Source organism: Streptococcus mitis, from assembly GCF_005844455.1.
GTDB lineage: Bacteria > Bacillota > Bacilli > Lactobacillales > Streptococcaceae > Streptococcus > Streptococcus mitis_BF.
Genome location: NZ_SPGF01000022.1, coordinates 1 through 22,718 on the forward strand (window position 1 = coordinate 1; position 22,718 = coordinate 22,718).

At 43.1% G+C, this 22,718-nt stretch carries 19 protein-coding genes; 3 read left to right on the top strand and 16 right to left on the bottom strand.

What is annotated here, in order from left to right; genetic code table 11:
• The first annotated feature begins 350 nt into the window (after positions 1 to 350).
• A complete protein-coding gene (locus FGQ53_RS05525) occupies positions 351 to 968 on the top strand; it encodes a TVP38/TMEM64 family protein (protein ID WP_138336513.1) in 618 nt (205 codons plus the stop codon).
• A gap of 323 nt (positions 969 to 1,291) precedes the next feature.
• Here the strand turns inward: FGQ53_RS05525 and scrK are convergent, their stop codons facing one another.
• A complete protein-coding gene (scrK, locus tag FGQ53_RS05530) occupies positions 1,292 to 2,179 on the bottom strand; it encodes a fructokinase ScrK (RefSeq protein WP_138336516.1) in 888 nt (295 codons plus the stop codon).
• A 148-nt stretch (positions 2,180 to 2,327) separates the two neighbouring features.
• A complete protein-coding gene (locus FGQ53_RS05535; RefSeq protein ID WP_138336519.1) occupies positions 2,328 to 4,265 on the bottom strand; it encodes a sucrose-specific PTS transporter subunit IIBC in 1,938 nt (645 codons plus the stop codon).
• A 376-nt stretch (positions 4,266 to 4,641) separates the two neighbouring features.
• On the opposite strand from FGQ53_RS05535, the gene FGQ53_RS05545 reads away from it, so the two are divergent.
• Both FGQ53_RS05545 and FGQ53_RS05550 read left to right on the top strand, forming a co-directional pair.
• Positions 4,642 to 6,096, top strand: coding sequence for a sucrose-6-phosphate hydrolase (locus tag FGQ53_RS05545; protein WP_138336521.1), 1,455 nt, complete (start codon positions 4,642 to 4,644; stop codon positions 6,094 to 6,096).
• Positions 6,077 to 7,042: a LacI family DNA-binding transcriptional regulator gene (locus FGQ53_RS05550; protein WP_000226007.1), complete on the top strand. Its 966-nt coding sequence runs from the start codon at positions 6,077 to 6,079 to the stop codon at positions 7,040 to 7,042. The genes FGQ53_RS05545 and FGQ53_RS05550 overlap by 20 nt, the downstream gene beginning before the upstream one ends.
• 35 nt (positions 7,043 to 7,077) lie before the next feature.
• Here FGQ53_RS05550 and FGQ53_RS05555 read toward each other — a convergent pair whose 3' ends face one another.
• The 14 genes from FGQ53_RS05555 to FGQ53_RS05620 form a co-directional block, all read right to left on the bottom strand.
• Entirely contained in the window at positions 7,078 to 8,352 is a 1,275-nt protein-coding gene (locus FGQ53_RS05555; RefSeq protein WP_138336524.1) for a hydroxymethylglutaryl-CoA reductase, degradative, read from the bottom strand.
• Positions 8,352 to 9,524, bottom strand: coding sequence for a hydroxymethylglutaryl-CoA synthase (locus FGQ53_RS05560; protein WP_171019089.1), 1,173 nt, complete (start codon positions 9,522 to 9,524; stop codon positions 8,352 to 8,354). The genes FGQ53_RS05555 and FGQ53_RS05560 overlap by 1 nt, the downstream gene beginning before the upstream one ends.
• A gap of 132 nt (positions 9,525 to 9,656) precedes the next feature.
• On the bottom strand, positions 9,657 to 9,905 hold the full coding sequence (locus FGQ53_RS05565; RefSeq protein ID WP_171019090.1) for a hypothetical protein: 249 nt from the start codon (positions 9,903 to 9,905) through the stop codon (positions 9,657 to 9,659).
• A 169-nt stretch (positions 9,906 to 10,074) separates the two neighbouring features.
• Entirely contained in the window at positions 10,075 to 10,515 is a 441-nt protein-coding gene (locus FGQ53_RS05570) for a threonine/serine exporter family protein (RefSeq protein ID WP_138336528.1), read from the bottom strand.
• A gap of 1 nt (position 10,516) precedes the next feature.
• The gene (locus FGQ53_RS05575; protein WP_138336530.1) at positions 10,517 to 11,275 is read right to left on the bottom strand and encodes a threonine/serine exporter family protein; all 759 of its coding nucleotides are present in this window, start codon (positions 11,273 to 11,275) and stop codon (positions 10,517 to 10,519) included.
• A gap of 88 nt (positions 11,276 to 11,363) precedes the next feature.
• A complete protein-coding gene (gene pknB, locus FGQ53_RS05580; RefSeq protein ID WP_138336533.1) occupies positions 11,364 to 13,265 on the bottom strand; it encodes a Stk1 family PASTA domain-containing Ser/Thr kinase in 1,902 nt (633 codons plus the stop codon).
• On the bottom strand, positions 13,262 to 14,002 hold the full coding sequence (locus tag FGQ53_RS05585; RefSeq protein ID WP_000406242.1) for a Stp1/IreP family PP2C-type Ser/Thr phosphatase: 741 nt from the start codon (positions 14,000 to 14,002) through the stop codon (positions 13,262 to 13,264). The genes pknB and FGQ53_RS05585 overlap by 4 nt, the downstream gene beginning before the upstream one ends.
• A gap of 14 nt (positions 14,003 to 14,016) precedes the next feature.
• Complete coding sequence (gene rsmB / locus FGQ53_RS05590; protein ID WP_171019088.1) at positions 14,017 to 15,330, bottom strand: 16S rRNA (cytosine(967)-C(5))-methyltransferase RsmB; 1,314 nt, start codon at positions 15,328 to 15,330, stop codon at positions 14,017 to 14,019.
• On the bottom strand, positions 15,323 to 16,258 hold the full coding sequence (gene fmt, locus FGQ53_RS05595) for a methionyl-tRNA formyltransferase (protein WP_138336539.1): 936 nt from the start codon (positions 16,256 to 16,258) through the stop codon (positions 15,323 to 15,325). Before fmt ends, rsmB begins: the two co-directional genes overlap by 8 nt.
• A 12-nt stretch (positions 16,259 to 16,270) precedes the next feature.
• The gene (locus tag FGQ53_RS05600; RefSeq protein WP_138336542.1) at positions 16,271 to 18,667 is read right to left on the bottom strand and encodes a primosomal protein N'; all 2,397 of its coding nucleotides are present in this window, start codon (positions 18,665 to 18,667) and stop codon (positions 16,271 to 16,273) included.
• Positions 18,668 to 18,732: 65 nt separating this feature from the next.
• A complete protein-coding gene (rpoZ, locus tag FGQ53_RS05605) occupies positions 18,733 to 19,047 on the bottom strand; it encodes a DNA-directed RNA polymerase subunit omega (protein WP_050116597.1) in 315 nt (104 codons plus the stop codon).
• Between the two features lie 24 nt (positions 19,048 to 19,071).
• Positions 19,072 to 19,698: a guanylate kinase gene (gene gmk / locus FGQ53_RS05610; RefSeq protein WP_000775041.1), complete on the bottom strand. Its 627-nt coding sequence runs from the start codon at positions 19,696 to 19,698 to the stop codon at positions 19,072 to 19,074.
• Between the two features lie 138 nt (positions 19,699 to 19,836).
• Positions 19,837 to 21,450 carry a ribonuclease Y gene (locus tag FGQ53_RS05615; RefSeq protein WP_138336545.1) on the bottom strand — a complete coding sequence of 538 codons (1,614 nt, stop codon included), beginning with the start codon at positions 21,448 to 21,450 and terminating at the stop codon, positions 19,837 to 19,839.
• 163 nt (positions 21,451 to 21,613) lie between these two features.
• Complete coding sequence (locus FGQ53_RS05620; RefSeq protein ID WP_138336549.1) at positions 21,614 to 22,711, bottom strand: nucleotidyltransferase; 1,098 nt, start codon at positions 22,709 to 22,711, stop codon at positions 21,614 to 21,616.
• Positions 22,712 to 22,718 lie beyond the last annotated feature (7 nt).

Genomic DNA, 22,718 nt, shown 5'->3' on the forward strand with positions numbered 1-22,718 from the left:
TTTCAGATGAGGGGATTTTGTGCGCTCTTTTTTTCGATTCATTTTGGCTACAAAAGCGATGAAATCAAGCATTAGTAAAACCAGTGGAACTTACCCTGACACGGATTTCCACTGGTTTTTACGATTTTTATCAGACTAACTTCCACATGGATTAGCAGTGGAAGTTAGTTTGGGAATTTACCATTATTATTTTTGAATAGTATAAGCTTTTCAACATAAACCTCATAACTTTACGATAATTTACATCTAAAAACCCATACTACCTATATTCACCCTCCCAAAGCAATCCATTCCCCCTTTCTCCTCCAAAATATGGTATAGTAGAATCATACTATCTATGAGGAGTTTACATGTCACAGGATAAACAAATGAAAGCTGTTTCTCCCCTTCTGCAACAAATTATCAATATCTCATCGATTGTCGGTGGGGTTGGGAGTTTGATTTTCTGTATCTGGGCTTATCAGGCTGGGATTTTACAGTCTAAGGAAACCCTCTCTGCCTTTATCCAGCAGGCAGGTATCTGGGGGCCACCTCTCTTTATCTTTTTACAGATTTTACAAACGGTCGTCCCTATCATTCCAGGAGCCTTGACCTCGGTGGCTGGGGTATTTATCTACGGCCACATCATCGGGACTATCTACAACTATATCGGCATCGTAATTGGCTGTGCCATTATCTTTTATCTAGTGCGCCTCTACGGGGCTGCCTTTGTCCAATCCGTCGTCAGCAAGCGCACCTATGACAAGTATATCGGCTGGTTGGACAAGGGCAATCGGTTTGACCGTTTCTTTATCTTTATGATGATTTGGCCCATTAGTCCAGCTGACTTTCTCTGTATGCTGGCTGCCCTGACCAAGATGACCTTCAAGCGCTATATGATTATCATCGTTCTGACCAAACCCTTTACCCTCGTGGTTTATACCTACGGTCTGACCTATATTATCGACTTTTTCTGGCAAATGCTTTGACATATAAAAAATCCGTTTGGTTTTCCAAGCGGATTTTTAGAGCATGGATAGACTATAGCTTGATACTAAATATAGTTTGGTATGGAAATCATGCCTCTTTTCGATAGTGAAGCGAGGACTTATCTAGCCTTTCCGCCGTGATAAAAACACCTGAAATCTAATGGTTTCAGGTGTTCGGAAACTTTGAGACATTAGGCTCAAAGTTTAGGTATGGAATTTCGAAGAAAGTCGCTACCGTCCGTAATCACTTAAGGAAAGGCTCAAAAAAAATTGTCTTCAAACAAAAAGTCCACTTGGGAAACCAAACGGATTTTTTGTTTGTTTTATTTTGCGACACTCTTAGCAAGAACAAAGTTTCCAAGTGTGGCGGAACCATTGCCTGCGACTGCTGGAGTCACGATATAGTCACGCACATCTGGTACTGGTAAGTAGCCGTTGAGAAGAGCTGTGAATTTCTCACGTACACGGTCCAGCATGTGTTGTTGTGCCATAACCCCACCACCAAAGACGATCACGTCTGGACGGAAAGTCACAGTAGCATTGACCGCAGCCTGAGCGATATAGTAGGCTTGGACGTCCCAGACAGAGCTGTTAAGTTCGATGTTTTCACCACGGACACCTGTACGGACTTCGAGACTTGGACCAGCCGCAAAGCCTTCCAAACAGCCTTTGTGGAAAGGACAAACGCCATTAAATTCTTTTTCAATATCCATTGGGTGTTTGGCTACATAGTAGTGACCCATTTCAGGGTGACCTACACCACCGATAAACTCACCACGTTGGATAACACCTGCACCGATACCTGTCCCAATCGTATAGTAGACCAAGTTTTCGATACGACCGCCAGCATTGTTACGAGCAACCACTTCACCATAGGCAGAGCTGTTCACGTCCGTTGTGAAATACATAGGTACGTTGAGGGCGCGGCGAAGGGCACCAAGTAGGTCTACATTTGCCCAGTGAGGTTTTGGAGTCGTTGTGATAAAGCCATAGGTTTTTGAGTTTTTATCGATATCAATAGGACCGAAGGAACCGATGGCAAGGCCTGCAAGATTATCGAATTTTGAAAAGAACTCGATGGTTTTATCGATAGTCTCGATTGGAGTTGTTGTAGGGAACTGTGTTTTTTCTACAACGTTAAAATTTTCATCTCCGACAGCACAGACAAACTTTGTACCGCCCGCTTCTAAGCTTCCATATAATTTTGTCATGATAAACCTCTTATCTTTGTTTTCTCTATTATAGCACATTTTGAAAACCTAAATTTCTCTATATTTTAGATTTTCCTCTGTAAATCTTACTATCTAATAAAAACGAACAAACATATCATTTGTTCGTTTTCACTTTAGAGAGGAATGATTAGATTTTCACTTCAATAACGGCATCACCCTTAACAACTGAACCGCTTGCGACTGGTGTCACAGAAGCGTAGTCTGCTGTATTGGTTACGATAACCATTGTTGTGTCGTCAAAACCTGCGGCAGCGATTTTGTTTGAGTCAAAGGTTCCAAGAACGTCACCTGCTTTGACCTTGTCTCCTTGAGCAACTTTTGCTTCAAAACCTTCACCATTCATAGATACAGTATCGATACCAACGTGGATCAAGATTTCAGCTCCATTTGCTGTCTTCAAACCGTAAGCATGTCCTGTAGCAAAGGCGATCGATACTTCGGCATCAGCTGGTGCGTAAACCACGCCTTGGCTTGGTTTTACAGCGATTCCTTGTCCCATTGCACCACTTGAAAATACTGGGTCATTGACATTCTCAAGAGCAACTACGTCACCAACGATAGGAGTTTGGATTATTTCATTTTGAAGAGTATCAAACTCTTCCACTACTGGTGCTTCTACTGTAGTTTCAGTAACTGTTTCTGCAGTTGCTGCTGCAGCCTCATCAGCAAAGACACCTGCCGCTTTTGTTTTACCATAGAAATAAGTCAAAGCAAAGGCTGCAACAAATGAAATCACTTCTGCAACTACATACATAGGGATTGAACCTGCTTTAATAGATAGGAATCCGATAAATCCAGCTGCTCCCAAAGAAACTGCAATGACATGGGTCAAACCTGCCACAAAGGCACCAACTGCTGAACCAGCAAGAGCACAGAAGAATGGGAATTTATATTTCAAGTTCACCCCAAATAGGGCAGGCTCAGTAATCCCAAGGAAAGCAGAGACAGCCGCAGAACTTGACAATCCTTTAGTTTTAGCATTTTTAGTCAAGAAGTAGATTGCGAGAGTGGCTGCACCTTGCGCCACGTTTGCCATTGAAGCAACAACAAAGATGTAGTCACCAAATCCAGTACCGTTATTATTGTATGCCGATAATAACTGAGTCTCAATAGCAGGGAATGATTGGTGAAGACCTGTCATAACAATTAATGAGTAAGTTCCACCAAAGAGCCCCATACCAAACGCACCTGTAGTATTGTATAGCCATACAATAACATTAGTAATCGCATCAGAAACCACCAACATCACAGGACCAATAACTGTAAAAGTTAGGAATCCTGTAATCATAACTGATAAAAGCGGAGTAAAGGTGAAGTCAACCGCAGAAGGCAATTTCTTGTGGAAGAATTTTTCTAAAGTTGCCAACAACCAGACAGCTACAAGGACTGGGATTACTTGATAAGCATAGTTTGTTTGTGTAACATGGAAACCTAAAATATCCCAAAAAGCTTCTTTACCACCCAAATCTGGTGTGGTCATAATCATACCGATAGCCGCACCAAGAAATTGGTTTGCCCCAAAGCGTTTAGCCACTGAAATCCCTACTAAAACAGGTAAGAACATAAATGGGGCAGCAGACATCAATTGAATCATCGCTGAGATCCCTTTGATAGCAGGGTACATGTCTTCAATAGATTGAGGTCCAAATAAGTCTGGTGATGTCAAGAAGTTACGTAATGCCATCAAAAGACCACCCGCAACCAATGCAGGAATGATTGGAACAAAGATGTCTGACAAAAGCTTAATCAAATCCATCAATGGATTAAATTTTTTGTCTTTATTCACAATCTCTTTCAAATCATCTGTCGAAACTTCTTTCAAACCAGTTTTCTTGATAATTTCCGCATACACGAAGTTAACATCACCAGGACCAATGATAATTTGATATTGTCCGTTAGTGCTAAAAGTCCCCTTCACATCCGCATTATTATCTAGAACTGCTTGGTTCACTTTTGATTCGTCTTTCAATACCAAACGAAGACGAGTTGCACAGTGGGCTGCAGCTACAAGATTATCCTTACCGACAGCCTCAATGACCTCAGCAGCAACTTTACTATAATCCATAGCAAAAATCTCCTTATAAAATTTTGTTCTTGTTTGAAAGCGATTTTATTCGCCCTACGACTATTATTTTATCACGTTTCTAAATTATGTCAAGCGTTTTGCAGAAAAAATATTCTATCCACTTAGTGGATACGCTTTAGATTGATTGATTTTGACTGTTTTAGCAGGTATTCCTTAAAAAAACAAGTTTAAAATCTTGGTTAAAAGGGTTTTGTTTCATTATCTTTCATATTTTCCTGAAAATGTGATTGATTTCCTGCATTTATTTTAAGACAAACGTTTGACAGTTTTTTCTCTTTTTTAACATAAAAGGCTTGCTTTTTTTCCCGAAAACGGTTACTATTAAAAGTGATAAGATTTTTGGAGGAAAGATAAAATGGAATGGACAACTGAGCGTCGTTATAGACGCTATGAAGATTGGTCTAATGATGAAATCAAGCAAATTAAGGAAAAGATGGCACAATCTCCTTGGCATACTCGTTACCATGTCGAGCCTAAAATGGGGCTTCTCAATGATCCAAATGGCTTTTCTTATTTTGATGGCAAATGGATTCTCTTTTACCAAAACTTCCCCTTTGGTGCAGCCCATGGGTTGAAGTCTTGGGTGCAGCTTGAAAGTGAAGATTTAGTGCACTTTACAGAAACTGGAGTCAAAGTTTTGCCAGATACTCCATTAGATAGCCACGGTGCCTACTCTGGTTCTGCCATGCAGTTCGGCGATCAGTTGTTCCTATTTTATACTGGAAATGTCCGTGATGAAAACTGGATCCGTCACCCTTACCAGATTGGCGCTTTGATGGACAAGGATGGTAAGATTACGAAGATTGACAAGATCTTGATTGACCAGCCAGCAGACTCTACTGACCACTTCCGGGACCCACAAATTTTTAACTTTAAAGGTCAATATTATGCTATCGTCGGTGGACAGGACTTGGAGAAAAAAGGCTTCGTCCGTCTCTACAAGGCTGTGGACAATGACTACACAAACTGGCAAGCAGTTGGCGACCTTGACTTTGCTAACGACCGTACTGCCTACATGATAGAATGTCCAAATCTGGTCTTTGTAGGGGAGCAACCTGTCCTTCTCTACTGCCCACAAGGATTGGATAAGAGTGTTCTAGACTATGACAATATCTATCCAAACATGTACAAAATCGGGGCTTCCTTTGATCCTGAAAATGCTAAAATGGTAGATGTTTCTCCATTGCAAAATCTAGACTATGGTTTTGAAGCCTATGCAACTCAAGCCTTCAACGCTCCTGACGGACGTGCTCTAGCAGTTAGCTGGCTTGGTTTGCCAGATGTTTCTTACCCATCTGACCGTTTTGACCACCAAGGAACCTTCTCTTTGGTCAAAGAACTGACTATCAAAGACGGCAAACTTTATCAATATCCAGTCGCAGCTATCAAGGATCTTCGTGCTTCTGAAGAAGCCTTCTCAAACCGTGCCCAAACCAGTAACAGCTACGAACTTGAACTTAACTTGGAAGCCAATAGCCAGAGCGAGATTGTTTTACTTTCTGATAAAGAAGGCAAGGGACTTTCAATCAACTTTGACCTTGTAAATGGTCAAGTGACAGTGGATCGTAGCCAAGCTGGTGAACAGTATGCTCAAGAATTTGGGACAACTCGTTCTTGCCCTATCGATAATCGGGCTACTACTGCTACGATTTTCATCGATAACTCTGTCTTTGAAATTTTCATCAATAAAGGAGAAAAAGTATTTTCTGGTCGTGTCTTCCCACATGCGGACCAAAATGGTATCCTGATCAAGTCTGGAAACCCAACTGGAACTTACTATGAATTAGATTATGGTCGCAAAACTAACTGATGTCGCAAAACTTGCAGGTGTCAGCCCTACTACCGTTTCTCGGGTTATCAATAAAAAAGGCTATTTATCAGAGAAAACCATTCAAAAGGTCAATGAAGCCATGCGAGAATTGGGCTACAAACCCAACAATCTGGCTCGTAGTCTACAAGGAAAGTCAGCTAAGTTAATCGGCTTGATTTTCCCCAATATTTCCAATGTTTTCTACGCAGAATTGATTGATAAATTGGAACACCAACTCTTCAAAAATGGGTACAAGACCATCATCTGCAACAGTGAGCATGATTCTGAGAAGGAACGCGAGTACATCGAAATGTTGGAAGCTAATCAGGTAGACGGTATCATTTCTGGTAGCCACAACTTGGGAATTGAAGACTACAATCGTGTGACAGCGCCGATTATTTCCTTTGACCGAAACCTATCACCAGATATCCCTGTCGTTTCCTCTGACAACTATGCTGGTGGGGTTCTTGCTGCCCAGACCTTGGTCAAGACAGGCGCCCAGTCTATCATCATGATTACAGGGAATGACAATTCTAACTCACCAACTGGACTACGCCACGCTGGTTTTGCATCCGTACTCCCCAAAGCACCTATTATCAATGTTTCCAGTGACTTTTCTCCCGTCAGAAAAGAAATGGAAATCAAGAATATCTTGACCCGTCAAAAACCTGATGCCATCTTTGCTTCGGATGATTTGACAGCTATTCTGGTCATTAAAATTGCTCAGGAACTGGGCATTTCTGTCCCAGAAGAACTCAAAGTCATCGGCTATGATGGGACTTACTTTATCGAGAACTACTATCCTCACTTGACAACGATTAAGCAGCCTATGAAAGAGATTGCCCAACTCACTGTTGATCTCCTCTTACAGAAGATTGAAGGTAAAGAGGTCGCGACAACCGGTTACTTCTTACCTGTTACTCTATTGCCCGGAAAAAGTATTTAAGCACAAGAAAACTCAGACCGATTCGTCTGAGTTTTTTATGATCTTAAGTTTTCGAGATAGCGCTGGGCGGTCTCTAGATTAAAGGTTTTATCAGCAATGAGACGCTCAACTAGGGGAGCAACTTCAGACTCACTAGCACCTGCTAGGAGAGCCAAAGATTTGGCCTGCAATTTCATGTGACCTTGCTGGATCCCTGTACTCACCAAAGCTTTGAGGGCCGCAAAGTTTTGGGCAAGACCGATGGAGACGATAATCTGGGCTAATTCTTTGGCAGAAGGATTTCCCAGTAATTCATGACTGAGAGTTACACGAGGATTGAGCCCGATAGAGCCACCCTTGGTCGCTACAGGCATGGGCAGGGTCATCTGGCCCACCAATTCTTCTCTCTCAACGTCCAGCGTCCATTGACTAAGACCTTGATATCGTCCATCTCGACTGGCAAAGGCATGGGCCCCAGCTTCAATGGCACGCCAGTCATTACCAGTGGCAATCAAAATAGCATCAACACCATTAAAAATCCCTTTATTGTGGGTAGCTGCTCTGTAAGCATCAGACTGCGCAAATTGGCTAGCTAAAGCCATTTTCTCCGCAATTTCTCGTCCTTGATCCTTTTGGCGGCTCAAGTAACGAAAGGCGATGCGACAGCTTGCAGTCACCAGAGAATCGGTCGCATAGTTGGACAGGATCCCCATAAGACTCTGTCCCTGACTGAGTTCTTCTAAGACTGGTTTCAAGGCTTCCAGCATAGTGTTGAGCATATTGGCTCCCATGGCTTCCTGGGTATCAACATGGAGATAAACAACAAGGAAATCTGTCTCGCCTTTAATCTGCTCTATATGCAAATCACGCGCCCCGCCTCCACGTTTAACGATAGAAGGATAGGCTTGATTGGCAAGTTCCAAGAGTTCTACTTTCTTGCCGGCAATCTTCTCTTGCGCTTGTTCAAGATCACTAATTTGATAAAGAGCTACCTGCCCAATCATCTGGCGCTGATGAACTTGAGCAGTAAAGCCACCTGACCGTTTGATGATTTTACTTGCATAGCTGGCCGCAGCAACCACTGACGGTTCTTCCGTCACATAGGGAACTGTGTATTCCTGACCATTGACAATAACCTCTGGAACCAGCGAATAAGGTAGAGAAAAAGTTCCCACCACATTCTCACTCATCTGGTCTGCGACAGTCACACTAATCTGTTCATCCTGCTCCAGACTGGTTTGTTTCTCAGGACTAAGGAGCGCCTGAGCTTTTAACAGCTCAAGGCGCTCATGGTATGATTTTTTAGAAAATCCATTCCAACTTATCTTCATTATTTTTCAACCTTGCTATAACGGCGTTGGTGGTCCACAATTTCAACCAAGGCAAACTCTTGATTTTCATAGCCAGCAAATTGGGCAGAGTTTGTTTCATCCAACACCACTTCCTCAAAGAAGACTTTTTCATAGTCAGCTACGGATAGGGCAGTTCGTTGGTTGAGTTTATTCAAGCGGTCTTTATCCAGATAAGCTTCATAACCTTCAACCAATTCACCACTGAAGAACTCAGCCACAGCCCCACTTCCATAACTATAAAGGGCTATTTTGTCCCCAGCCTTCAAGCTATCTGTATTTTCCAAGAGAGACAAGAGTCCAAGAAAGAGGGAACCTGTATAGATATTCCCCACCTTTTGACTGTAGAGAATAGACTGGTCAAAGTGCTTTTGCAAGAGGTCTTTTTTCTCTTGGGGCAGACTCTTATCCATGATTTTTTTCAAGCCTTTTAGTGCTAATTTAGGATAAGGCAAGTGGAAGCAAACAGCCGCGAAATCATCTAAAGTAAGCTGGTAGCGTTTTTGGTATTCAAACCAAGTCGTTTTCAAACTATCCAAATATTGTTGGGTAGAATAGACACCATTTACATAAGGGGTTGTTGAGTAATTTGGACGCCAGAAATCCATGATGTCACGGGTTTGAGCTACATTGTCATTATTAAAGGCCATAATGCGTGGATTTTGTGTAATCAACATAGCCACACTTCCAGTACCCTGAGTTGGTTCTCCCGGTGTTTCAATACCATATTTGGCAATATCACTGGCAATAACCAAAACCTTAGACTCCGGAGAATTTTCCACATGCAATTTAGCATAATGAAGGGCAGCTGTCGCTCCATAGCAGGCTTCTTTAATCTCGAAACTACGAGCAAAAGGCTGAATTCCCAGCAAGCCATGCACAAAGACAGCCGCAGCCTTACTCTGGTCAATTCCTGACTCGGTAGCCACAATGACCATATCAATTTCTTGTCTTTCTTGCTCAGTTAAAATAGAGTCACTAGCACTGGCCGCCAAGGTCACGATGTCCTCAGTTAGAGGAGCAATACTCAATTCCTTGAGCAAGAGTCCTTTGCTTAATTTTTCAGGGTCAATGCCTCTTGCTTCTGCTAGGTCTTGTAATTTCAAGACATATTGACTGGTCGCAAAACCAATCTTATCAATACCGATTGTCATATTTACCTCTGTTTTTTCATTCATTGTAAAAAATCGTTCTATACTATTTTATCACAAATGGCAGTAAAAAGAGAGAAAAAAGACTTGATTCACCAAATCAAGCCTCTTGTTCGTCATAGTTTTAAATAATGATTAGTTGCTATAGAGTTCACCAACATAAGTAGCTTTATAAGCTCCATTCTCAGTTATCAGTTCCTGGAGGATTAAATTTCCCGAGTAAGTCCTTCCCATCTCATCTACAAATTCTTGATAAAACTGACTAGTAGGAATTTCTCTGATATCCTTATCAAATATCTTGTCAAGTGTTTTACTAACCTTCTCAGCAATCAACTGATGCTCTTGCAATCCACTTTGAAACTCTGAGCCTGAACTAGAAACCACGACTGGGATAAACAACAAAGTCAGTAGACTTACAAACAATAAGGAAAATAGTAATTTTTTCATGATTTTTCCTCCTTTCTATATATAGAATACTACATAGAGAAAGCGTTGTTAATGCATTTATCTAATTTTTCAGAAAATTCTTTTATTTCTGTAAATTTCCCAATACTCAATGTGTTTTTATATAATGATACAGTCTGAGAATCACTGTTCCGCTAGCCATGCCAAGAGAAATTACCAGAGCCAACATGACAACTAAGGTTGCACTGGCAATGGCATGACTATAATCCCCCGTCACAAAAAAGGCAGTTGTTCGGTAGGAGAGATAGCCCGGAACCAGTGGGGCTAAAATGGCCAAGATAAAGACCACAGCAGGGGTCTTGTAAAGAATACTTAAAATCTGGCTGACACAAGAACCGATAATAGCCGCAATAAAGGTAGCTATAATAACATTGGTCGGTTCCTTGAGCAAGAGATAGATTAGCCAGACAACCATGCCCAAAATTCCTCCTGGTAAGAGCATAGACCGTTGAACATTGAGTACGATTAAAAAAGTGATGATAGCAAGAAGACTTGCTAATGCTTGTAATAAAAAGGTAGTTAGTGTCATATTAGTTCATCAATACCAAGGCGACAGAAGTTCCTGCCCCTAAAGCAAGGGTAATGAGCAGGGATTCAAACATCTTACTCATACCAGAGTTTATGTGATTGGTCATAATATCCCGAACCGCATTGGTCAAGGCAATCCCTGGTACAAAAGGCATGACCGCACCAGCTATAATCAAATCTGCTGTTGAAGGAAAGCCTGTGTAGCGAGCCCAAAACTGGGCAATCATCCCAAAGACGAAGGCTCCAGCAAAGGCTGTTACAAAAGGAATTCGGATAAATTTTTCCACATAGAGGGAAAAGGCAAAACCAAATAAGGTCGCTACTCCTGCCCCAAGTGCATCGTAGATGTTTCCATTAAACATAACTGAAAAGAAAGGAGCACTAAAGGTCGCAGCCAGAGTTACCTGCAACTTAGTATAGGGAAGAGGTTGGGCTTGCAAAGCCGTCAATTGCTTGAAGGCTGTTTCTAAATCAATCCGCCCCCCAACCAGCTGACGAGAAATCTGGTTCACATCGCAGACTTTTTCAATGTTATAAGAAGAGGAAGTCACGCGCTTCATACGCGAAATATTGGTATTTTCAATAGAGAAAAAGATTGCGGCAGGCATGGCAAAGACATTGCAATCCACAATCCCCTGCGAATGCGCAATTCGAATCATGGTATCTTCTACACGATGAATCTCTGAACCACTTTTAAGGAGAATGGTCCCCGCTAGCATAATCACATCGATGACGGCATTTAATTCTCTTGATTCTTCCATGCTTGCCTCCTTTTATCAACTCCCTCTATTCTATCACAAATCCGGACTCAAAAAAAATCTTTGCCATGAAATCATGACAAAGATTCGTTTAATCACGAGAATTTTCGTGGTTACCTTCACTACTTGATTGAGTCGTATCAGGTGCATTCCCTCGTTGATTTCCTTGTTGGTTCCCCTGACTTGGTGTTGTAGTAGAACCTTGGTTTCCACGTTGGGATGATGCTGATGATGACGTTGACGACGGTGTTTTTGGTTTGTAGATTGAAATCTTGACACGCGTCTTAGTCAAATCAACCTTTTCGCCTGCTTTTGGACTTTGCTCTACAACAGTCCCCTCAGCAGTTCCATCAGGAGCTGTTGACACCTCTACAACTTCAATATTGGCTTCTTTAATACCGACAATTTGAACGAGATTGTTTTTAGTAAATTCAAGACTAGATCCTATATAACTTGGCATGGCAACGCTGGTTACTTTCTTAGCAACGGTTAAGGTAATCGTTGAGGCCTTGCTCAAATCATAGGTTGTTCCGGCAGCTGGACTCTGTCTGAGAACAGTTCCTGCTTCACTCTCACTTGATTCTTCTTCCTCAATCTTGATGAGATTTTCAGGAACCTTCTTCTGCTTGAGTTCTGCGATAACATCTGTCGATTTACGACCGATATAGTTACTCAATTGGAAGGATTGCTTGCCTGATGAGACAACCAAATTGATTTTCGAACCTTCTTTTCGAGTCTTTCCAGCTTCAGGATCTGTACGGATAATCCGCCCTTCTTCCACCTTTTCACTAGCCTCTGATTTCTCCTCGCCAATCTCAAAATTGGCTTTCTTGAGCGTTTCCTTGGCCTCTGCCACTGTCTGACCTGCCACATCTGGAATGGCAATGGTTGCAGGAGTTCTGGATAATATCCAAATCAGAGAGGCTGCCACCAATACAATACTGGCCAACAAAATCATATAACGAACTCTAAATTTCCGTTTCTTAACAGGCTTGCTTGCGTAATTGTCTTCTGAAACATGCTGACTCGACTTCGCAGCCTGTGGCTTCGGACTTTGTGTTTGCACTTTAGGAATCGAGGTCAAGGTACTCTGGGATACCTTTGGTAGAGTCTTGGTGTCTGCCTTAGTAGTATCATTAAATACCAGTTTAGGTTCATTGCGACGATTGTAAGACAAGCTACTAGACAAGTCCACATACATCTCTGCAACTGACTGATAACGATCTGTCAATTTCTTGGCAGTTGCCTTGATGACAACATTCTCCAAAGCCTGAGGCACAGATGGATTTTCATCAATAACTGACGGCAGTGGTTTCTGGAAATGCTGAAGGGCGATGGTCACCGCACTATCCCCGTCATAAGGGATATGGCCTGTCAGCATCTCATAGAAAATAATCCCCATGGCATAGATATCACTCTGTACAGTCGCCTTCGAACCACGCGCCTGCTCTGGTGATAAGTAATGAACTGAGCCCAGCATCGAGTTAGTCTGAGTCAGACTCGTCTCAGCAAAGGCTACTGCAATCCCAAAGTCTGTAACCTTGGCAGTCCCATCAGGTGTCAAGAGAATATTTTGAGGTTTCAAGTCCCTATGGACAATTCCTCTGGTATGGGCCAAACGCATAGCCAGAAGGATTTGTCCCATGATACGGACGGCTTCTTCATTAGAAAGAGGATAATGTTCCTTGATATAGCGTTTAAGGTCCAGTCCAGCAACATACTCCATTGCAAGATACTGTTGACCATCTTCCTCACCAATATCTGTTATCCGAACGATATGAGGATGGTCTAGATCTGCCATAGCTCTCGCTTCACGCTGAAAACGAGCTACAGCTATCGGGTCCGTCTGGTAGTTGGTCCTCAGAACCTTCACTGCCACTTCTTCTCCGTCTAGAATTAAATCCTTGGCCAAATAGACATCTGCCATGCCTCCTCGGCCAATCTGTTTCACAATCCGATAGCGTCCGGCAAAAATCTTGCCGATTTGGATCATTCTGCATCCTCCTCGTTCATAGAAACAAGGGCAACCGTAATGTTGTCTAAACCTCCTGCATTGTTAGCAAAACGCACGAGCGTCGCTGTTTTATCTGCCAAAGGAATATCACTGGTTACAATATCACAAATCTCACTGCCTGAAATCATGTTAGTCAAACCATCACTATTGAGCAAGAGATAGTCACCTGGTTCAAGAGTAATCATTCCAAAATCAGGTTGAACTTCATCTTTTTGACCGATAGATTGAGTAATAATATTTTTCTGTGGATGACTGGCTGCTTCTTCTGGTGTCAATTGACCTGCCTTAAGCAATTCATTGACCAAAGAATGGTCGCTCGTTAACTGGTGGTATTCTTCCCCACGAATCAAACCGATACGAGAATCTCCAATATGAGCATAGATAGCCTGATTGCCAATAATAGCAACAGCTTCTAGAGTTGTTCCCATTCCTTTATAGGCATCATCTTGCCCAAGTTGATGAATCTTTTGATTTTCAATTTCTAGGTAATTGGCGAACCATTCACGCACTTCATTGACTGTATCGATCTGGGTATCAACCCAAGCTATACCTAGGTCTGTTACCGCCATTTCACTAGCGATATTCCCTGCGCGATGACCTCCCATCCCATCAGCTAAAATAATCATGGTACGCCCAGCTCTATTGACATAGTGGTTGACATAGTCTTGGTTATTTGTTCGTTTCTGACCAACATCTGTTAATAATGAAATTTCCATGTGTCAGTTCCTTCCTAATCCGATATCTTGCGAAATTGACTGATGAAGAATCCATCACTTCCATACAATTCAGGTGTAATGAGGATACAGCCGTCTTTCATGATATCCTTACATTCATGTTCTAGTTTTACCTGCTCGAACTCAGGATGACTTTCTAAAAACGCCTCAACGACTTGAAAATTCTCCTCTGAGACAATAGTACAGGTACTATAAGTTATTATACCACCTTTGCGTAGCGTTTGACAAACACTACCTAATATTTCTAGCTGAATTTCCTGTAAGGACGCGAAATCCGCCGTTTCTTTATTGTATTTGATGTCTGGTTTTCGACGCAAAAGACCGATTCCTGAACAGGGAGCATCCACTAAAATCTTGTCAAAGGAATTCTGACCAAAAAACTCATGCACCTTTCTGGCATCCATTTTTTGAGTTTGAACCCGTTCTGCAACCCCTAAACGCTCCGCATTTTCTTGGATTAAGTCCAACTTGTGGTCATACAAGTCCAGAGCAGTAACCTGACCTGTCGTGAGATAAGAGGCTATATGAGCTGTTTTCCCACCCGGAGCCGCACAGGCATCTAGGACCTGCTCATCACCTTGTAGATCAAGCGTCGGAGAAACCAACTGACTGGACTCGTCTTGAATGGTTATAGCCCCTTCTGCAAACAAATCATGGCCTGCAAAATGCCCTTGCTCCTTAACCAGACCAGAAGGAGACAAGGATGAATCACTAGCCTCTAACAAGGCTTGGATTTCCTCTTTTCGGCTTAAGTCAGTCACACGAATACTGGCCTTGTTGCGCACCAAAAGACTTTCAAAGATAGCTTGTGCTCGCTCTTCACCGTATTCTTCCTTGAGCTTAGCAACTAACCAAACTGGAAGGGAATAAGCAATAGAATCACGTTTGTTTTTGCGTTTGATGCTGGCAATATCTGGCCAACCTTTACGCAAGATACAGCGAAGGACGGCATTAACCAATTTTTCGCTGCCTTTTTTACGGAATTTGGCCAATTCCACTGCTTCATTAACCACAGCATGGTCTGGAATTTTGTCCAAATAGCGGAGTTGGTAGGCACTCATGAGAAGCAGAACATAGAGCCAACTGTCTAACTGGTCTCTATCCTCGATAAAGTGGGATAGGTACCATTCCAGAGTCAATTTACGGGCTACTGTTCCGTAGACAATCTCTGTCACCAAACCTTTGTCCGCTGCTGAAAGTCGACTTCCCTTGAGATGCTTATTTAAGGCAATATTTGAGTATGCTTGGTTGATAAAAACATCCTCTAATACTGATAGAGCTAGACTTCTAGCCGTTTCTACTTTAGTCACCAAATCGTTCTCCTACAGTCAATGTACGTCCAACACCGTTGAGGAAGGAAGCAATGTCCATTTTAGGTTTACCAGCAGGTTGAACTTGTTTGAGAGACAAAGCTCCTTCTGCCGTTGCAACAAGCAATTCTTTCTTGCCAATAGAGAGGATTTCACCTGGATTACCCTGACCTTCTACTGGTAGGGCTTCATAAATCTTAAAGCGATCACCCTTGAGGAAAGTATGGGCCACAGGCCACGGGTTCATGCCACGAATTTGGTTAAAGAGTTGACGATTGCTTTTATTCCAGTCCAGTTTTTCTTCCTCTGGCTTGATATTTGGCGAGAAGGTAACCTGACTTGGATCTTGCGGTTCAGGTTTGATATCACCAGCAATGTATGCAGGCAAAGTGTCCAAAAGCAAATCACGACCTACAAGCGCTAATTTTTCAAACAAGGTTCCAACATTGTCCTCATCCGTAATCGGAATACTACGACGAGAAATCATATCCCCTGCATCCATTTCCTTAACCATTTCCATAATGGTCACACCAGCTTCCTCATCCCCTTGAATCAAGGCATAATGGATAGGCGCACCACCACGGTGTTTGGGAAGAAGGGAGGCGTGAACATTGACCGCAAAATCCATGCTATCAAGGAGTTTACTTGGGAGAAACTGCCCAAAAGCAGCAGTCACAATTCCATCTGCTCCAAGTTTCATAATAGCTTCCATCTCTGGACTTCCTGATAATTTTTCAGGTTGGTAGATAGGAAGTCCTGCTTCTTTGGCAGCTTGCTTGACTGGTGTCTCTTGGATCACTTTTTTACGGCCGACAGCGCGGTCTGGCTGGGTCACAACAGCTAGAATCTCGTAACGATCATCTGATAACACCCCCTTCAAAACTGTCGCTGAAAAATCGGGTGTCCCCATAAAGATTAGTTTTGTCATATCTTCTCCTTCTTATAAAAATTGCTGTGGCTCATGGTCAATGTTGAGACGGAGCTCACTATTTTCCCGTTCTTGAGTCAAGGCCAGTACTCGATTGAGGGTAGGCCCCAGCTCATCTTCTAAACGGTATTTAATCAAAATCTGGTAATGATAAAGGTTGTGGGTACGGGCGATGGGTTTTGGCGTTGGTCCAAGGATTTTACTAGTGTCCGATAAACCTGAGCGTAAAATGTTCATGACTTCATAGGCACGTTTGACCACCTCTTCTTCTTTTTTATGAGAAAGGGTAATGCCAATCGTGAAATAGTAAGGCGGATAGCCAAGTTGTCGTCTGATTCCCATTTCATAGGCGTAAAAACCTTCGTAGTCCTGATCCTTGGCAAATCGAATAGCATAATGCTGAGGATTGTAAGACTGGATCAAAACCTGACCAGCTTTTTCAGCCCGACCTGCTCGACCTGCCACCTGGGTTAAGAGCTGGAAGGTTCTCTCAGAGGAACGAAAATCAGGCAAGTTTAGGGCTGTATCCGCATTGAGGACTCCGACTAGGGTCACATTTGGAAAATCCAAGCCCTTGGCAATCATCTGTGTACCAAGTAAAATATCCGCCTCTCCTCGTCCAAACTGGTCAAGAAGAGCTTGGTGACTGCCTTTCTTGCGCGTCGTATCCACATCCATGCGCAAAATACGGGCCTGAGGAAAAAGTTCTGCCAGCTCGTCATAAGCCTTCTGTGTCCCTGTCCCATAGTAGCGAATACTGCGGCTCTTACAGTTAGGACAAGCCTGAGGAATGTCTTTCAAAAAACCACAGTAATGGCAGTTCATGGTCTTAGTATCCATGTGCAAGGTCAGGGAAATGTCACAGTTGGGACAAGTATCCACCGTTCCACACTCCCGACACATGACAAAGCTAGAATAACCACGGCGATTGAGCATGAGAACCACCTGCTCTTTTTTAGCCAGACGGTCTTGGATGGCTTCTAGCAAAGGGGGCGTAAAGTTTGACGTTTCATTTTGCCCAATATAGTCCCGAAAATCAATCACTTGAACCTCAGGAATGGTAGCCAAAGGATTGGCACGTTGGGTCAGACTTAGGTGTTGATAGACGCCTTTTCCAGCCCGCGCACGGCTTTCCAGACTTGGTGTCGCAGAACCAAGCACCAGAGCTGCTTGATTATACTGGGCCCGTAAAATAGCCACCTCTCTGGCATGGTAACGGGGATTGCTGTCCTGCTTATAAGTCGCTTCATGCTCTTCATCGATAATCATAACACCTAGATTCTTCAGCGGAGCAAAGATGGCTGATCTGGCACCAACAACAACTTGAGCATCGCCACGTTCCACCTTGCGCCATTCATCATACTTTTCACCATTAGACAGGCCTGAATGAAGAATGGCCACCTTCTCGCCAAAGCGAGCAATAAAACGCTCCGTCATCTGTGGAGTCAGAGAAATCTCAGGCACCAGCAAAATAGCTGTCTTGCCCTTGTCCAAGGCTCCTTGGATAATCTGCAAGTAAACCTCTGTCTTCCCACTTCCTGTAATCCCTTGAAGGAGGAAGGGAGGCTGGTGACTGCCAATAGCACTCACAACCGCATCACGCGCCTGTCTTTGCTCTGGATTCAACTCCAAAGGCTGACTTGCTTCAATTCCTTCAAAATAAGCAGCCGAACGTTGAACTTCCTTTTGGACTATGCTAACAGCACCTTTTTCCACAAAGAAGTTGACTTGCTCTCGCGAGTAGGATTCTAACAAACTAGCCAAGGAAGCACTCTCAGGATGAGACAGCAAATAGTCTCTCAATTCCAACTTTTTCTTGGCACGGGAGGAAATCTCAATCTTCTCTAGCTGAGTAACATCAACCTCATACCAAGACTGGGTCTTGACCTTCTTTTGATCAATTGCCTGATATTCCAGACCAAGCAGGCCTTTTCTAGTCAAATGCATCATTTCAGCTTGCTTACCTAAATCCAGAGAAGAAAAGGCTAGTGAATCCTCTGAACCAAACAAGCGCTCTCGGTCCTCCTGACTCAGACCTGCCAGAGGATAGAGAATCTTGTCATAGCTAGAATTTAGAAATCCCGGCAACATGGCTTTTAAGATGGAGATTTTATAAGAAAAAACAGACTTACGTAACTCTTCAGCCAACCAGAGTTGTTCTTGCGTGAGAACAGGAGAAAAATCCAACACCTCAGCAATATCTTTTAAATCTTGACTTGCCCCTTCTTCATCTGATTGGGACTCCAAACCAAGAACAATCCCTTGAATCAGACGATTTCCCTTACCAAAGGGCACGTGAACCCGCATCCCAACTTCCAGCATTCCCTCAAATTCCTCCGGAATCCTGTAACTATAGGGCTGGTCCGTCTGCATCAAGGGCACATCTACGATAATCTTGGCCATAGCCATCTTCTCACCTCCTCCTTGTCAGTACATTCTTGCAATAGAAAAAATAAGATTGAGTCCCCCCAACCTTAAATTTTTTCACCATCTTCTTTTTCTTTAGCGATTTGCTCTTTGATTTTCTTTTCTTCTTCTTCTTTGCGACGTTTTTCTTCTTCGATACGGCGACGCACTGCTTCACGTTTTCCTTCTGGATCTGGGTGAATTGTAACGTTTCCTGATTCGATTTCTTCTAAAGCGCGAAGAGTTGGTTTTTCAGACTTGAAACCTTGAGTTGCTGGCGCACCTGCTTCCAATTCGTGGGCACGTTTTGCTTCCAAGATTACGAGTGAATATTTTGAAGGAACCTTGTCGAGCAAGGTATCAATAGAGGGTTTTAACATCATTTACTTGTACCTATTTTCTAAATTTTATCGGGTAGTTGGAGATTTTGGTAACATCTCCTGATAGTGACCAATGACACGATCCACACGGAAGTGCTCTGCTTCGATAACACGTTTGACACGCTCAGCAGCTAGGGGCACCTGATCGTTGACAATCGCATAGTCATACTCACGCATGAGGGCAATTTCTTCCTTGGCTTTTTCGATTCGTTGGGCAATTACTTCTGCACTGTCTGTTCCACGTCCTACCAAACGATCTTGCAATTCATCCAAATCTGGTGGTGTCAGGAAGATAAAGACAGCATCTGGAACCTTTTTCTTGACCTGAAGTGCACCCTGAACCTCAATTTCAAGGAAAACATCAATTCCCTTGTCCAAGGTTTCATTGACATAGGTCAGAGGAGTTCCATAGTAGTTGCCGACATATTCTGCGTATTCCAACATCTGTCCTTGACGAATCAGCTCTTCAAACTCTTCACGAGTACGGAAGAAATAGTCAACACCGTCCACTTCTCCAGGACGTTGTGCGCGTGTCGTCATCGATACAGAGTATTGAAATTGGTTTTCAGAACTCTCAAAAATCTCTCTTCTAACCGTTCCTTTTCCAACCCCTGAAGGACCAGAAAAAACGATTAGTAAGCCTCGGTCTGCCATTGTGTCTCCTTTTAGTCAGTCTGTAAAAATAAAATAAGATTTCCCTTCAGATAGTAGCATTTTGCGCAAACTATCCTTCTACAGTCTTTCTATCTAGTGTAACAAAAAAGCAGTAATTTTTCAACTGCTCTTTCTTATTTATTTAGCATAATCTACTGCACGAAGCTCGCGAATCACGGTTACCTTGATATTTCCTGGGTAATCGAGATTATTTTCAATTTTCTCACGAACTTTGTGAGCCAAGATTGTGACTTTGTCGTCCTTGATTTGTCCTGGATTGACCATGATACGGATTTCACGTCCTGCTTGAAGGGCAAAGCTAGTTTGCACTCCTTCAAAGCCGTTAGCAATTTCTTCCAAATCATGAAGACGCTTGATGTAGCTTTCAAGAGACTCACTACGAGCACCCGGACGGGCTGCGCTCAAGGCATCTGCTGCAGCGACGATCACTGCAATGACGCTCTCAGCTTCTACATCGCCGTGGTGACTAGCAATCGTATTCACCACAACTGGGTGTTCCTTGTACTTGCGTGCCAATTCCATACCGATTTCAACGTGGCTACCTTCAACCTCGCGGTCAATAGCTTTTCCGATATCGTGAAGGAACCCAGCACGACGGGCAAGAGCCGCATTTTCACCAAGTTCACTCGCCATGATGCCAGCCAACTTAGCAACCTCAATCGAATGGCGCAAGACATTTTGTCCATAAGAAGTACGGAACTGCAAACGTCCCATAATCTTCATCAAGTCTGGATGAAGGTTTGGCGCACCAATTTCATAAGCAGCAGCCTCACCGTATTCACGGATCTTATTGTCAATCTCCTGACGGTTTTTCTCAACCAACTCTTCGATACGAGCTGGATGAATACGACCATCTTTGAGCAACATTTCCATAGTCATACGGGCAATTTCACGACGAATCGGATCAAACCCTGACAAGGTCACCACTTCTGGTGTATCGTCGATAATCACATCGACCCCTGTCAAACTTTCAAAGGTACGAATGTTACGACCTTCACGACCAATAATGCGTCCCTTCATGGTATCATCTGGTAGATGAACCGTTGAGTTTGTAGACTCCGCTACATATTCACCAGCAATACGTTGCATAGCTTGAGCCAGGATATCCTTGGCCATTTTGTCAGAACGTTCCTTGACCTCTTGCTCAGCTTCGCGAATGCGACTGGCAATCTCCTTTGTCAAGTTTTCCTCTGTCTGAGCCAAGATGATATCTCGTGCTTCTGCCTGAGACAGGGCACCAATACGCTCTAGTTCTGCTTCTTTTTGTCTTTCGACTTCCTCTAATTGCTCTTGACGCGCATCAAGGTTTTTCGCTCTATCAGAAATACTTTGTTCTTTTTGTTCAAGTGTTTGTTCTTTACTCGTCAAATTGTCGTCCTTACGGTCGAGGCTAGTTGCTCTCTCTGTCAAACGACTTTCGATTTGTTTGAGTTCTTGACGTTCTGATTTGAATTCAGCGTCCACTTCTTCACGGTATTTTCTGGCTTCTTCTTTGGCCTCCAATAGTGCTTCTTTTTTAAGAGACTTGCTTTCACGTTTGGCTTCATTAACAAGTAAATCCGCTTCACGTTCAGCTTGTCCACGTAAATTAGTTGCTTCTTGTTCAGCATTTAAAAGCATCAACTCTGCAGCTTCCTGAGATGATTTCATCTTGGCTGAGATGCTGACATATCCAATGACTAAACCAATGATGACGGCAAAAACAGCAATCGCAAGCGACATGATTTCCATGTTTTTACCTCATTTTATTGTTATTCCGAATGACATACATTCTTTTACATTCTACCATAAAAAAGTGATTTTCACAAACCTAAAATAGAATATGTTTTGGGGAAATTGGAACACATTTACAAAAATAAAATTGTTGTTTAGAAAAGCCTCCTTCGCAGTAGACTTAGTTTGATTCTATTCTAATGGGCACTCTGCCAAAATTCTGCTCTTCTATACTTGGATTTCCTAGTTGGTAAATTCGGTCTGCCTTTTGAGTCATGGCATCCCATGGTTCTTTGCCAATTCGGCTGACTAGAGTGACCTGTCCTTTCAGAGACTTGAGATGTTCTCTGCCTTTTTCGGTAAATCCAAGGACATGAATGGCTTCTGGCAAGTCACTTTCTCTAGCCTGCACCAAGATATAAGTCAAGAGGCGTCTGACACGCGCTTTTGTGTAACGTTTGGTGGCAACTGCCTCGACCAATTCGTCAACAGACCGGGTTGTATTGATGGCATCCTTGATACGTACAGCCATTTCTTGATTGACCTGATAGATGGTTGTTAGGTCTGGATTGGACAAGATTTGATAGCGGAGCATAGGAAAATAGTCTTCCCAGCTCACCTTACTGGCCTGATCAAAAAGGGCAGCAGAAGGCATAAAGCGTTCTAAGAAATCTTTTTCTGATTGATGCTGACGCAGAGCTGTCGCCGAGGCAAAGTCCACATCCTTGTCCACTGAATGGTAACCCGCTCCCTGACGCTGAATCGGATGTAGCTTAATATTTCGTCCCGCAACCGCCTTGGCATAAGCTAGAGCTAGAACATGATTGGGCGTATTGCCTGAAAAATCAAGACCTGCAAATTCCTTCCACATGGCTTGGGTTTTCTGGGGATAAGAGAGGGAATCAGGCAAATTTTCCACAAAATTCTCCATCTCAGCACCCTGCTCTGTGTATAAGTCAGCGATTTTCTGGTAATCTAGAAATTCCTCCGTCCCAAAAACTAGGCTATCAATGCCCAATCGAGCCAAGATATCCACAGCCCCTTGGCCAAAGAAATCCGCCGCCTGAACACTGACTAAAAAGGGCAATTCCACTACCAGATCCGCTCCATTTCCCAGTGCCATCTGGGCTCTTGTCCACTTGTCCACGATAGCAGGCTCTCCACGCTGCATGAAATTCCCAGACATGGCAACGATTTTCAACCCCTCTGCTTGATCCAGCAGGTATTTGTGCCCATTATGAAAAGGATTGAACTCTGCGATAATACCTGTGATGGTCATGGTAATC

What these genes read in the sequence shown, in the direction of transcription:
- gmk (WP_000775041.1), bottom strand. Translation starts at nt 19,698, where the DNA reads ATGGCAGACCGAGGCTTACTAATCGTTTTTTCTGGTCCTTCAGGGGTT.
- FGQ53_RS05585 (WP_000406242.1), bottom strand. Translation starts at nt 14,002, where the DNA reads ATGGAAATTTCATTATTAACAGATGTTGGTCAGAAACGAACAAATAAC.
- rpoZ (WP_050116597.1), bottom strand. Translation starts at nt 19,047, where the DNA reads ATGATGTTAAAACCCTCTATTGATACCTTGCTCGACAAGGTTCCTTCA.
- FGQ53_RS05545 (WP_138336521.1), top strand. Translation starts at nt 4,642, where the DNA reads ATGGAATGGACAACTGAGCGTCGTTATAGACGCTATGAAGATTGGTCT.
- FGQ53_RS05615 (WP_138336545.1), bottom strand. Translation starts at nt 21,450, where the DNA reads ATGGAAATCATGTCGCTTGCGATTGCTGTTTTTGCCGTCATCATTGGT.
- pknB (WP_138336533.1), bottom strand. Translation starts at nt 13,265, where the DNA reads ATGATCCAAATCGGCAAGATTTTTGCCGGACGCTATCGGATTGTGAAA.
- FGQ53_RS05575 (WP_138336530.1), bottom strand. Translation starts at nt 11,275, where the DNA reads ATGGAAGAATCAAGAGAATTAAATGCCGTCATCGATGTGATTATGCTA.
- FGQ53_RS05525 (WP_138336513.1), top strand. Translation starts at nt 351, where the DNA reads ATGTCACAGGATAAACAAATGAAAGCTGTTTCTCCCCTTCTGCAACAA.
- FGQ53_RS05620 (WP_138336549.1), bottom strand. Translation starts at nt 22,711, where the DNA reads ATGACCATCACAGGTATTATCGCAGAGTTCAATCCTTTTCATAATGGG.
- FGQ53_RS05570 (WP_138336528.1), bottom strand. Translation starts at nt 10,515, where the DNA reads ATGACACTAACTACCTTTTTATTACAAGCATTAGCAAGTCTTCTTGCT.
- FGQ53_RS05600 (WP_138336542.1), bottom strand. Translation starts at nt 18,667, where the DNA reads ATGGCTATGGCCAAGATTATCGTAGATGTGCCCTTGATGCAGACGGAC.
- FGQ53_RS05560 (WP_171019089.1), bottom strand. Translation starts at nt 9,524, where the DNA reads ATGACAATCGGTATTGATAAGATTGGTTTTGCGACCAGTCAATATGTC.
- FGQ53_RS05535 (WP_138336519.1), bottom strand. Translation starts at nt 4,265, where the DNA reads ATGGATTATAGTAAAGTTGCTGCTGAGGTCATTGAGGCTGTCGGTAAG.
- fmt (WP_138336539.1), bottom strand. Translation starts at nt 16,258, where the DNA reads ATGACAAAACTAATCTTTATGGGGACACCCGATTTTTCAGCGACAGTT.
- FGQ53_RS05555 (WP_138336524.1), bottom strand. Translation starts at nt 8,352, where the DNA reads ATGAAGATAAGTTGGAATGGATTTTCTAAAAAATCATACCATGAGCGC.
- scrK (WP_138336516.1), bottom strand. Translation starts at nt 2,179, where the DNA reads ATGACAAAATTATATGGAAGCTTAGAAGCGGGCGGTACAAAGTTTGTC.
- FGQ53_RS05550 (WP_000226007.1), top strand. Translation starts at nt 6,077, where the DNA reads ATGGTCGCAAAACTAACTGATGTCGCAAAACTTGCAGGTGTCAGCCCT.